Source organism: Jiangella ureilytica (assembly GCF_004348545.1).
GTDB classification, from domain to species: Bacteria; Actinomycetota; Actinomycetes; order Jiangellales; family Jiangellaceae; genus Jiangella; species Jiangella ureilytica.
The window spans coordinates 44,620-56,509 of sequence record NZ_SMKL01000022.1; the positions used below are offsets into that span (position 1 = coordinate 44,620).

An 11,890-nucleotide genomic window follows, 5' to 3' on the forward strand; every position below is an offset into this window, starting at 1 on the left:
GCTCCGGGCCGGCGACCGGGAGGTGGCGCGGGGGCCGCGCCTCGTGAGGCGCGACCCCCGCACGGCCGTCGGCGCTAGCGCGCCGGCAGCAGCTCCCCTGGCAGCACCCCGCCCGGCGAGAACACCTCGCCCGGCGGCAACGTGAAGGTGTCGCGCCAGCCGTCGCCGTCGCCCTCTTCGTCGCCGTCCTCGCCGCCGAAGGTCGGCGGCTGAGTGGCGGGACCGCCGGAGATGTCGTCGTCGGCCGGGGCCTCGCCGTTGCTGATGACGAGGCCGATGTTGCTGCCCGACGCGACCTCGGCGCCGGCACCGGGATCGGTGGTGACGACGAGGCCCTCCTGTAAGTCGGAGTTCACCTCACCGGAGACGGAGGCGCTGAAACCCGCGTCCGCAAGGGTCTCGATGGCAGCGTCGGAGTCCATGCCGCGCACGTCCGGCACGCGCACCGTCACGCCCTGGATGGTCTGCGGGTCAGGAGCGGTGAACGGAATCTCATCAGCGCCGTCCAGCGCGGCGTCCATCATCTGCTTCCAGATGGGACCGGGGATGCAGCCACCGCAGGCTTCGCGGATGCGCTCGCCGTTGTAGGTGCGGCCGTCCAGCGTCTCGAGCCGGCCGTCGACGTCGGCGACCGCCACCGCGGTGGACAGCTGCGGCGTGTAGCCGACGAACCAGACGGCGATGGCGCTGTTGGTGGTACCGGTCTTGCCCGCGGCAGGTCGGTCGCCGTCGAGCTGCATGCGGTTGCCGGTGGCGCCGGAGTTGTAGATGACGCCCTGCAGGACCGAGTTGACGGCGTCGGCGACGGCCGGCTCGATGACCTTCTCGCAGGTCGGCTGCGTGTGGTCGACCAGCACGTTGCCCGCGCTGTCGGTGACCCGGACGACGGAAGTGGTGGGGCAGTGCACGCCGCGGTTGGCGAACATGGCGTAGCCCGCGGCCATGGACAGCGGCGATACCTCGTTGGCGCCCAGGGTGAACGAGGGCACTTGGTTGAGCGGCTGCACCGCGTTCGCCTCGTCGAGGTCGGCGCGCATGACGCCGGCGCCCTGCGCGATGGTGGCCGGGAGGCAGAGACCGGTGCGCTGCTCGAGCTGGGCGAAGAACGTGTTGACCGAGCGCTCGGTGCCGGTGCGCAGGTTGAACGTCCCGCTGCCGGTGGAGTTCTTCGGCTCCCAGACCTCGCTGCTGCGGATACGGCCCTCGCACGTGCTGAACGAGTTCACCCGCAGCCTCACCTGCTGCGGCGAGTTGATCGACGTGTTGAGCGGGATGCCCTGCTCGATGGCGGCGGCAAGAACGAACGCCTTGAACGTCGACCCGGACTGGATGCCGTTGCCGCCGCCCATGACCTCGTCGGCGGCGTAGTTGATGCTGCTGACGCCGTCGCCCTCGACACCGTAGGTGCGCGAGTTGGCCATGGCGCGGATGTAGCCGTTGTTGGGCTGCACCGTGGCCAGCGAGCCGATGGCACCGTCCGTGGGCGCGACCCGGTCGGACACCGCGTCCTGGGCCGCCGCCTGGGCCGCCGGGCTGATGGTGGTCTCGATCCGCAGGCCGCCGCGCTCGAGCAGGTTCTGCCGCTCCTCGGGCGTCTCGCCGAGCTCGGGCATGGTGAGCAGCTCGTGCACGACGTAGTCGCAGAAGTAGCCGGCGTAGGACGGCACGCAGCCGTTGGGCGTGGCGCTGGGCACCAGGCCGAGGTCGGTGGCGCGGGCCTCGGCGGCCTCCTGCTCGGTGATGCGGCCGGTGGCGGCCATGCGGTTGAGCACGACGTTGCGGCGCCCGAGCGCGGCCTCGGGGTCGCGGGTGGGGTCGTAGGCGACCGGCTGCTGCACGATGCCGGCGAGCAGCGCGGCCTGCGTGAGCGTGAGGTTCGCGGCGGTGGTGGAGAAATACGTCCTGGCCGCCGCCTCGATGCCGTAGGAACGGGAGCCGAAGAAGGCGATGTTGAGGTAACGCTGGAGGATCTCGTCCTTGGTCAGCTCTTGCTCGACCTGAACGGCCATGCGCAGTTCTTCGAGCTTGCGGCGGTAGCCCTCGACACCAGTGCTGGCCTGGACGTCGGCGACCTCTTCGGGTGAGGTGGCCTGCGAGATGCGCACCTGCTTGACGTACTGCTGGGTGAGCGTGGAGCCACCGCCCTGGGTCTCGCCGGCCTCGACGTTGCGCAGGAACGCGCGCAGGGTGCCCTGGATGTCGATGGGGCCGCGCTCGTAGAAGCGGTCGTCCTCGATGGCGAGGATGGCGTCCTTCATGACCGGCGAGATCTCGTCGAGGCCGACCTCGACGCGGTTCTCCTCGAAGAACGTGGCGAGCGGCTGCCCGTCGGCGTCGACCATGTAGGAGGTCTGGGCCATGGGGCCGGGCTCGAGGTCGGCCGGCATGGCGGCGAAGGTGTCGGCACTCTCACGCGCGGTCAGGCCGAGGCCCGCGACCACGGGCAGGGCAAGGCCGGCCAGCAGCACACCGCACAGCGCGGCAACCCCGGCAACGAGGAGAACACGGCGTACCGTGGCAACGACGGCGGAGGGACGTATCGCCATGGACGGCAAGCTTACGTCGTTATGCCACACTGTCTCTAACCGACAGCCGGCGCGCCAGCAGCTACCAGAATCGCCACGCCGCGGCCATCGTCCAACCGGCTGATCTATTTTCGGTCGATCAGGGTCTGGTCATGACCCACATGTTTGCATAGCGTCACGTCATCGGGGTGAACTAGAGAGGGTTTGGTGTGCTCACCAAGTTGACGGGGGTGACAGCCGGATGACATGGATCGATGACTGGACCAGCTTGGCGGCGTGCCGCAGTAGCGAGCCCGACGAGCTGTTCGTTCAGGGCGCGGCCCAGAACCGGGCGAAGGCGGTGTGCCTCGGCTGCCCGGTGCGCACGGAGTGCCTGGCCGACGCACTGGACAACCGGACGGAGTTCGGTATCTGGGGCGGCATGACGGAGCGCGAGCGCCGTGCGCTGCTCCGGCGGCGTCCTGAGGTCGACTCGTGGCGGGGCCTGCTCGAGGCCGCCCGCGACGAGTACCTGATCAAGGCCGGCTAGACCCACACAGAGAACGCCGAGGCCCCGGGCATCACGCCCGGGGCCGGCGTATGTCCGCAGGGCTTTCGCCCACGCTCCAGTAGTCGCCGACCAGCGTCCGGTGCCACCAGGCGCCGGTCTCACGGCGCTCGGCCCGGTCGGTGAACCGGTACCGGTACAGCCGGGCCCGCACGTGCGCCGGGGGCAGGTGCGGGAACGGATTGTGCCGCAGCAGCCGGGCGGTCACCGGGTCGTCGTCGCGCAGCTTCGACAGCAGCGCCGGGAACCAGGCCTGCGCGTAGCTCGGCGAGATGGCGGCGAACCACATCAGCCAGTCCAGCCGCAGGTGGTACGGCGCGAACTGGCGCGGCAGCCGGCGCGGGTCGCCGGGCTTGCCCTTGAACTCGTACTCGTGCCAGACGGTGTCCGGGCGGATCACGGCGTCGGCGGTCCCCTCGATGACGACCTCGTGCCGGATCCGGGTGACGCTGCCGAACGCGCCGTACGTGTTGACCAGCAGCAACGGGTTGAAGCTGGTGTTCATGACCTGTTCGCGCGAGATGAGGTTGCGCACCGGCCAGTAGCTGAGCACGGCGACCACCACCGCCAGGGCGAGGACCACGGCGGCGTACCAGGCCGGCGGGTCGTCGAGCCCGGCCGGCGCCGTCACCGGCAGCAGCCACGCCCACGCGTCCCCGCCGACCGCAGTCGTCGCGATCACCATGGTCAGCACGTTCAGCCAGGCGAAGTTGCCGCTGAGGACCAGCCAGCCCTGCGTCACGATGACGACGGCCGCGGCGCCGGTGCGCACGGGCTGCGGCGCGAACAGCAGGAATGGCACCACCAGCTGCGTCACGTGGTTGGCCGCCGCCTCCACGCGGTGCGCCCACCGCGGCAGGTGATGGAACCACCAGCTCAGCGGGTTCGGCATCGGCTGCGTCTCATGGTGGTAGTACAGGCAGGTCAGGTCGCGCCAGCACCGGTCGCCGCGCAGCTTGATCAGCCCGGCGCCGAACTCCAGCCGGAACAGCACCCACCACAGCGCCACCAGCACGAGCAGCGGCGGCGCCACCGTCGACGGCCCCAGGAAGATCGCCAGGAAGCCGGCCTCACAGAGCAGGGTCTCCCAGCCGAAGCCGTACCAGACCTGCCCAACGTGCACGATCGACAGGTAGAGCGCCCACGGCACGGCCCACGCGAGCAGATGCGCCCACAGCGGCAGGTCGTCGGCGAGTCCGACCAGCAGCGCCGCCGACCACGCGACACCCAGCCACCCGACGACGGCGAAGAATCGGTCGGAATAGTGCAGCTGGAACAGGCTGGGCGCGCGGCGGAACGGCACCCGGCCGACGAACCTCGGCACCGGCGTCAGGCCGCGCTCGCCGATGAGCGCGCGGAACTGGGTGACGGCGCTGAGAAAGGCGACCAGGTAGATCGCTGCCAGGGCCCGCTGGAACACCAGCCGGCTCAGCCAGTAACCCTCCGCGGTGAACCAGTTCATGACAATGCGCCTCAGCGGTAGGGTGCCCTGCCGCGACGCAGGCAAACCCCTGACAGCATGGACCGGTGGCTGACGTCGACTTCGCGGGTGCGGTGGTCTACGCGATCCCCATGCGCACCCGGTTCCGCGGCATCACCGTTCGCGAAGGACTGGTCTTCAGTGGTCCGGCCGGCTGGGGCGAGTTCTGCGCGTTCGCCGACTACGACGACGCCGAGTGCGTGCCCTGGCTCCGGGCCGCCGTCGAACAGGCCACCGTGCCGCCGCCGGCGCCGGTCCGCGACCGCGTCCCGGTCAACTGCACGGTCCCCGCGGTCGGGCCGGAGCGGGCGCACGAGATCGTCGCGGCGTCCGGCTGCACGACGGCGAAGGTGAAGGTCGCCGACCACCCCGGCTCGCTGGCCGAGGACGCGGCGCGGGTCGAGGCGGTGCGTGCTGCGCTCGGGCGGAACGGGCGGGTCCGGGTCGACGCCAACGGCGCCTGGGACGTCGACACCGCAATCACGTCGCTGCGCGCGCTGGACCGGGCGGCGGGTGGGCTGGAGTACGCGGAGCAGCCCTGCCGGACGCTGGACGAACTGGCCGCCGTGCGCCGCGCGGTGGACGTGCCGATCGCGGCCGACGAGTCGATCCGCCGCGCCGACGACCCGCTGAAGGTCGCCGTCGCGGGCGCCGCCGACATCGCGGTCATCAAGGGGACGCCGCTCGGCGGGGTGCGGCGCGCGCTCCGGGTGGCCGAGGCCGCCGGGCTGCCGTGCGTGGTGTCGTCCGCCCTCGAGACCAGCGTCGGGCTGGCGGGCCAGCTGGCGTTGGCCGGCGCACTGCCGGAGCTGCCGTACGCCTGCGGGCTCGGCACGCTCTCGCTGCTCACCGGCGACCTGGTCGACGACGGCGTCAGCCTGCGGCCGGTCAGTGGCTCGCTCCCCGTCCCGCCGGCGCCGCCGTCGCCCGACCCCGCGCGGCTGGCGGAGTACCGCCTGGCCGACCCCGCACGCGAACGCTGGTGGCGCGACCGCCTGTCCCGCGTCCGCGCCCTCGCCTCGCTCTGACTTGCCTGGGAATGATCACGTTCAGTACGAAATCCCCTGTCGCACCACGATTGCAGGCGTAGTGCGGCACGAGATCCCGTGCTGAACGTGATCATTCCGGGGCGGGGCGGCGGAACTCGTCGTACGGCGGTCAGTGGCCGAGGGCGGCGTGGCCCTGGGCGAAGAAGCCGTTCGGGTCGTAGGTGGCCTTCACCGTGCAGAGCCGCGCGTAGCCGGCCGGGGTGTAGGCGTCGGCGGTGCGGGCCGGGTCGGAGAGGAAGTTGAGGAACGCACCGCCGATGCCGTGCGGCCGCAGCGGCTGCACGAACTCCGGCCTCGGCTGGTCGAGGATGATGCTGAACGGCACGCCGCGGTGTCCGGCCGGGCCGGCTCCGGGGCCGGGACGCCCGGTGGCGCCGTCCCAGTGCCGGATCTCCACGGTCGAGCCCGCCTCGGCGGCGGCCACGACGGTGTCGACGACCTCGTCGCCGAGGACGGGGAAGAAGTCGAAGAACCGCGCCGGCGTGCCGCCCATGGCCGCGTCGGCGTAGTCCATGCTCCGGTAGCCGTCGACCAGCGCCGGGCCGGCCGCCAGGCGCAGCGGGCGGAGCAGCCGCTCGGCGTCGTCGGCGCGGCCGGTGTAGAGGGCCTTGATGCCGACGGCACGGCGCCCGCGCAGCTGCGCCGGCACCGACTCGACGTCGGGGATGCGCGACAGCACGACCGCGCTGCTCATCTCGTCGGGCGCCGCAGCGGCCCAGTCGCGGTAGACCCGCAGCGCGGCCGCGGCGTTGTCCACGTCGAACCAGGAGATGCCGCCGTACACCTGCGCGACCGGGTACACGCGGAACTCCAGCGACGTCACGACGCCGAAGCCGCCGCCCCCGCCGCGGATCGCCCAGAACAGTTCCGGGTGCCGGTCCGCGGTCACCGTCAGCAGGGCGCCGTCGGCGGTGACGATGTCGGCGCTGATGACGCTGTCGGCGGCGAACCCGTGCTTGCGGGCCAGCCAGCCCATGCCGCCGCCGAGCGTGTAGCCGGTGACGCCGACCGTCGGCGACGACCCGGACAGCGGCGCCAGCCCGTAGGGCCGGGTCGCCTCGAGCACGTCGCCCCAGACGGTGCCGGGCCGGACCCGGACCACCCGGCGCCGCGGGTCCACGAAGACCGAGGACATCGCCGTCGTCTTCAGCAGCAGCCCGCCGTCGTTCGGGACGTACGTGCCGTGGCCGGTCGACTGCACGGAGAACGGCAGGCCGTGCTCGCGGGCCGTGCGCACCGCGGCCTGCACGTCCGCCGTCGACCGCGCCTCGACCACGACGGCCGGCCGCGGGTCCAGCGTCGGCAGCAGCGCCTTGCGGTGCGCGTCGTACCCGGCGTCGCCCGGCTCGTGGACGGTGCCCGCGATGGCGCCGCGCAGCGCGACGGCGGCGGTGGACTGCTGGTGCTGGATCGTGATCGTCATCGTGTGCTCCCTCGGTGCGGTCTACCGGTACGTCGTGCGGCGGGACCGGTTTTCGACATCGCCGGCGAGATTTCTTCCGGCGACTTCACGATCGCGCCGAGGGGTGGGCACGGACATCCGTGCCGAGCACGGATCGACCACGGAACGTGGTCAGTAGGTGACGGGGGCGCCGAGCTCGGCCAGGGCGGCGAGGCCGCGGGTCCGGTGCGCGCCGCCGGCCAGCAGCAGGCTGCGCGCCCACTGGTACCGGGACGCGGCGGCGTCGAGCGTCTCGGCCGCGGCGAGGATGCCGTCGACGTCGCCGGCGGCCAGCGCCGCGGCCCGGTCGACCAGGGCGGCGGCCACGACGTTGTCGGTGGTGAACAGACGCGCGCGGTCGATCCGCTCCACGGCGTCGGGCCGCCCGGCCAGCACCGCGGCCTCGGCCCACGCGGCCGCGTACCAGGGCCGCCAGATCAGCTCGAACCAGCCGCGGAACTCCTCGGGCTCGCGGCGCAGGACGGCGACGGCGTCGTCCATGCGGTCGCGGTGCAGGGCCTCGAGCGCGGCGAAGACGCTCTCGACGGCGCGTTGGTCGTGCGGGCGGTGGTCGGCCGAGGCCACTCCGGCCTCGACGTCGCGCCACACCTCCTGCTGCGCGACGTCACCGCGCGCGCCGTGCACGGAACCGAGCGCGGCAGCGACCCGGCGCATCGACGGGATGCGCGGCCGGCCCGCCCGCTCCCAGCTCTCGCGGAACAGCTCGCCGACGGCGACGGCCTCGGCCCAGTCGCCGCTCAGCACCATGACGACGGCGAGCCGGGCGGTGCCGACGTGGGCGACCTCGCGCTGCGACGGCAGGTCGCGCAGCGTCTCGGCGGTCTGCCGGGCCAGCCGCAGGTCGCCGGCGGCGATCGCGGACTCCGTCGCCATGCCGTAGGCGTCGGACAGCTCGAAGCCCTGCTGAGGGTCGAGCGGCCCGGCCAGCAGCTCGGTCCGCCGCAGCGCGCTCGCCAGCGCCGCCCGGGCCTCGCCACGGGCCAGCCGCAGGCCGGTGAGCTGGTCCAGGGCCGCACTCTCGACGACGGCGTCGCCGCTCGCGCGGGCCAGCTCGAGCGCCCGCTCGGTGCGAGCGGCGGCGTCCCGGTCGTCATCGGCGGCGGCGAACGCCTCGACGACGGCGATGCGGGCCAGCACGCCGGGATCGTCGCCGCCCAGCCGGCGGGCGTCGGCGAGCCAGCCGGCGGCGGTCGCGGCGGCCGGCACCTCGGCCAGGATGCCGGCCGAGCGATGCACCAGCTCGGCGGCCTGGGCCAGCTGGCCGGCCGCGGTGACGCCGTCGCCGGCGCGTTCGGCGACGGCCGCCGCGGCCCGATGCAGCCGCAGGGCATCGCCGCCGGCCAGCCGGGCCCGGGCCGAGCCGGCGGCCAGCCGCAGCGCCCCCACCTCGCCGGCGGCGTCCGGGGCGAGGTCGGCGGCCTGTTCGAACCGGCGCTGCGCCTCGCCCTGCAGCCCGCGCCGGTGGCAGAGTCGCCCGACGAGCAGGGCCACCTCCATGGCGGACGGATCAGACGGTTCCGACGATGCCGCGGCCGATGACGTCACCCAGCCGAGCGCGGCGTGCAGGTCGTCGGCGAGCCGGTCGACGCGGCCGCGCCAGTCCGGTGCGGCCGGATCGGCTGCCAGCAGTGCGGTCCCCTTGTCCGTGCACCAGCGCAGGTGAGCGGCCCGGACGACGGCGTCCTCGCCGGCCTCGATCAACCGCTCGGCGCCGTACTGGCGGATCGTCTCCAGCGCGAGGTACCGGGTCCCGCCGGGCCCGCCCACCGGGACCAGCAGGCTGTGGTCGGCCAGCGCCGCGAGCTCGGCCGCGACCCCGTCGCCGGCCACGACGGCGTCCGCGGCGGCCACCGAGAACGGCGCCGCGAACACCGAGACCCGGCGCAGCACCACGCGCCCGGGCTCGTCGAGCAGGTCGTGGCTCCAGTCCAGCGCCGAGCGCAGCGACCCGTGCCGCCCGCCGCCGCGCCGGGCGCCGTCGAGCAGCCGGAGCCGGTCGCCGAGCCCGTGCTCCAGCCCGTCCAGTCCGACGGACGGCAGCCGGGCCGCGGCCAGTTCGATCGCCAGCGGGCTGCCGTCGAGCGCGGCGCAGATCGCCGCCACCCGCTCGGTCTCAGCGCCGGAACCGACGGGAAGCGCCCCGGCCGCCCGGGAACGCTGCTCGAACAGCGCCACCGCGTCGTCGCCCAGGCCGCCGATCGGCACCACCCACTCGAACGGCAGCAGCAGTCGGGACCGGCTGGTGGCGAGCACCGTCGGCCCGGGCGCCGCGGCCAGCAGGAGCTCGACGAACGCGACCACCCCGTCGACGACGTGCTCGCAGTTGTCCAGCACGAGCAGCGCCTGCTGGCCGGCCGCCCAGGCGAGCACGGTTTCGAGCGCGCTGCGGCCCGGTTGCTCGCCGAGGCCCAGCGCCGCCGCCACCGCGGCCGGCAGCGCCTCGCCGTCGGGCACGGGGACGAGGTCGGCGTACCAGACGCCGCCGCCGAACCGGTCCGCGACGTCGGCCGCGACGGCCAGCGCCAGCCGGGTCTTGCCGACGCCGCCGGCACCGACGACCGTCACCAGCCGCTGCTCCGCCAGCGCCGACGCGACCGAGGCGCGCTCGGACACGCGCCCGACCAGCGAGGTCAGGGGCACCGGCAGCGCCGGAGCTGCCGCCGGACCCGCCGCCGCATCAGAGGGACCCGGCACCGACGGCGCCAGCGCGGCCAGCGCTCGCCGGTCGCCCGCGCCGAACTTGCGCAGCAGGGCGGAGACGTGGCTCTCGACCGTGCGGACGGAGATGACGAACCGGGCCGCGATCTCGGCGTTGGTCAGGTGCTCGCCGAGCGCGGCGAGGACCTCGGCCTCGCGCGCGGAGATCTCCGGCCGCACCACGCCGCCATTCTCACCCATCGGGCGTCACGCCGAAGGCGGCGCCGTGCTCGCGCGGGTGACCAGGCTGGTGGCGAGCTCGAGCCGCAGCGGCCGGTCGGACTCCGTCGGGTCGAGGACGGAGCGGATGGCCATGCGGGCCATCTCGAGCAGCGGCTGCCGCACGGTGGTGAGCGTCGGCGACACCCACTCGCACAGCGCGACGTCGTCGAAGCCGACGACGCTGAGCTCGTCGGGTATCCGCAGCCCGCGCCGGTGCGCCTCGGCGTACACGCCTGTGGCCTGCAGGTCCGAGCCGGCGAAGACGGCGGTCGGCGGGTCGGGCAGGTCCAGCAGGGCCCGCACCTCGCGCGCACCGCCGTCGGCGCGGAAGTCGCCGTAACGGACGAGCGTGTCGTCGACGGGCCGCCCGGCCCGCCCGAGCGCCGCGCGGTACCCCTCGAGCCGCTGCTGGCTGCAGACGAGGTCAGTGGGCCCGGTGACGATGCCGATGCGCCGGTGCCCGAGGCCGATGAGGTGCTCCGTCGCGGCCAGCCCCCCGGCCCAGTTGGTGACGCCGACGGTGGGGATGGCGGGGTCGAACCCGCCGACCGGGTCGACCAGCACGAACGGGATGCCGGCCGCCGTGAGCCGGCGGGCCGCGCCGGAGGGCAGCGGCGACAGCACCAGCAGCACGCCGTCGGAGCGCCGCTCGGTGACGCGGTCGAGCCAGCTCTCGTCGCTGCGGCCCTCGGTGGAGGTGACGACGACGGCGGCGCCGGCCCGGCGGGCCTCCTGCTCCGCACCCCGCAGCACGTCCATGGACCACGGCGTGTTGAGCTCGGAGATGACGAGGTCGATGAGGCCGGTGCGCTCCTCGACCCGGGTGCCGCGGCGCTCGTAGCCGCGCGCGTCGAGCAGCTCCTGCACCCGCGCGCGGGTGGCCGGCGCGACCTCCGTGCGGCCGTTGAGCACCTTGCTGACCGTCGCCTCGGAGACCCCGGCCTCGCGCGCGATCTCGGCGATGGTCACCCGCGTGTTCGTCACGGCGCCGGCCTGCCCGCGGCCCGCAGCCGGACGTCGTCGCGCGCGTCGACCAGCCACGACATCGCCTCGACGCCCTCGACGACGGGGTTGGCCAGCACACCGACGCCGCCGACCTCGATGCGCACGACGTCGCCCGTCCGCAGCGTCCAGGGCGCGGCCGGGACCAGGCAGGTGCCCGTCGTGAGCACGGCGCCGTCGGGGAACACGTCGGCACGCAGCAGGTACGACACCAGCTCGTCGAACCGCCGCCGCAGCTGGCCGGTGCTCGCCGTGCCCGACCAGTCCTCGGCGCCGTCGCGCGTGATCGACATCGACACCGGCAGCGCGTACGGGTCCGGGACCTCCCACGCGGGCCGGATGCCGGGGCCGACGGCGCACGCGCCCAGATAGGCCTTGGCCTGCGGCAGGTAGAGCGGGTTCTCGCCCTCGATGGTGCGCGAGGAGACGTCGTTGCAGACGGTGTAGCCGGCGATCTCGCCGTGCGCGGTGACGACGACGGCGAGCTCCGGCTCGGGCACGTCGATGCGGGAGTCGGACCGGACGGCGATCGGCTCGCCGTCGCCGACCACGCGCCAGGCCACGGACTTGAAGAAGATCTCCGGCCGCTCGGCGTCGTAGACCAGCTCGTACACCGACGCGGCCCGCTCGCTCTCCTCGACCCGCGCCTCCTCGGACACCTTGTACGTGACGCCGCAGGCCCAGACCTCGGTGGCGGCGTCGACCGGCGGCAGCAGCGTGACGTCGCCCGCGGGGTACGCGCGCCCGGCCGCAGCCTCGACCGTCGACCGCAAGGACGCCGGCGCCAGCCGCCAGAGCGCCGCGAGCGACTCGACCCCGTCGATCGTCGTGACGGTGTCGCCGTCGAGCACGCCGGCGCTCGCGGCCGGGGACGACGGTGTGGCGAACCGGACCAGCAGCACAGCG

General features: G+C 74.0%; 8 protein-coding genes. 2 read left to right on the top strand and 6 right to left on the bottom strand.

Features of this window, described 5'->3' with window-relative positions:
* Nucleotides 1-74 precede the first annotated feature (74 nt).
* Nucleotides 75-2,546, bottom strand: a complete 2,472-nt coding sequence (locus tag E1212_RS11945) for a transglycosylase domain-containing protein (protein ID WP_131982620.1) — start codon at nucleotides 2,544-2,546, stop codon at nucleotides 75-77.
* Between the two features lie 220 nt (nucleotides 2,547-2,766).
* Between E1212_RS11945 and E1212_RS11950 the strand changes: the two genes are divergently transcribed.
* A complete protein-coding gene (locus E1212_RS11950) occupies nucleotides 2,767-3,054 on the top strand; it encodes a WhiB family transcriptional regulator (protein ID WP_131982622.1) in 288 nt (95 codons plus the stop codon).
* A gap of 31 nt (nucleotides 3,055-3,085) precedes the next feature.
* On the opposite strand, the gene E1212_RS11955 is transcribed toward E1212_RS11950, so the two are convergent.
* Complete coding sequence (locus E1212_RS11955; protein WP_131982624.1) at nucleotides 3,086-4,534, bottom strand: lipase maturation factor family protein; 1,449 nt, start codon at nucleotides 4,532-4,534, stop codon at nucleotides 3,086-3,088.
* Nucleotides 4,535-4,599: 65 nt separating this feature from the next.
* On the opposite strand from E1212_RS11955, the gene E1212_RS11960 reads away from it, so the two are divergent.
* Nucleotides 4,600-5,580 carry an o-succinylbenzoate synthase gene (locus E1212_RS11960; RefSeq protein WP_131982626.1) on the top strand — a complete coding sequence of 327 codons (981 nt, stop codon included), beginning with the start codon at nucleotides 4,600-4,602 and terminating at the stop codon, nucleotides 5,578-5,580.
* Nucleotides 5,581-5,710: 130 nt separating this feature from the next.
* Here the strand turns inward: E1212_RS11960 and E1212_RS11965 are convergent, their stop codons facing one another.
* The 4 genes from E1212_RS11965 to E1212_RS11980 form a co-directional block, all read right to left on the bottom strand.
* Complete coding sequence (locus tag E1212_RS11965; RefSeq protein ID WP_131982628.1) at nucleotides 5,711-7,024, bottom strand: FAD-binding oxidoreductase; 1,314 nt, start codon at nucleotides 7,022-7,024, stop codon at nucleotides 5,711-5,713.
* 150 nt (nucleotides 7,025-7,174) lie between these two features.
* A complete protein-coding gene (locus tag E1212_RS11970; RefSeq protein WP_131982630.1) occupies nucleotides 7,175-9,943 on the bottom strand; it encodes an ATP-binding protein in 2,769 nt (922 codons plus the stop codon).
* Between the two features lie 24 nt (nucleotides 9,944-9,967).
* Complete coding sequence (locus E1212_RS11975) at nucleotides 9,968-10,966, bottom strand: LacI family DNA-binding transcriptional regulator (protein WP_131982632.1); 999 nt, start codon at nucleotides 10,964-10,966, stop codon at nucleotides 9,968-9,970.
* The gene (locus E1212_RS11980; RefSeq protein ID WP_131982634.1) at nucleotides 10,963-11,886 is read right to left on the bottom strand and encodes a fumarylacetoacetate hydrolase family protein; all 924 of its coding nucleotides are present in this window, start codon (nucleotides 11,884-11,886) and stop codon (nucleotides 10,963-10,965) included. Before E1212_RS11980 ends, E1212_RS11975 begins: the two co-directional genes overlap by 4 nt.
* Nucleotides 11,887-11,890: the final 4 nt, after the last annotated feature.

Excerpts from the sequence above, each read along its gene's own strand:
- E1212_RS11950 (WP_131982622.1), top strand. The coding sequence starts at position 2,767 with ATGACATGGATCGATGACTGGACCAGCTTGGCGGCGTGCCGCAGTAGC.
- E1212_RS11965 (WP_131982628.1), bottom strand. The coding sequence starts at position 7,024 with ATGACGATCACGATCCAGCACCAGCAGTCCACCGCCGCCGTCGCGCTG.
- E1212_RS11945 (WP_131982620.1), bottom strand. The coding sequence starts at position 2,546 with ATGGCGATACGTCCCTCCGCCGTCGTTGCCACGGTACGCCGTGTTCTC.
- E1212_RS11955 (WP_131982624.1), bottom strand. The coding sequence starts at position 4,534 with ATGAACTGGTTCACCGCGGAGGGTTACTGGCTGAGCCGGCTGGTGTTC.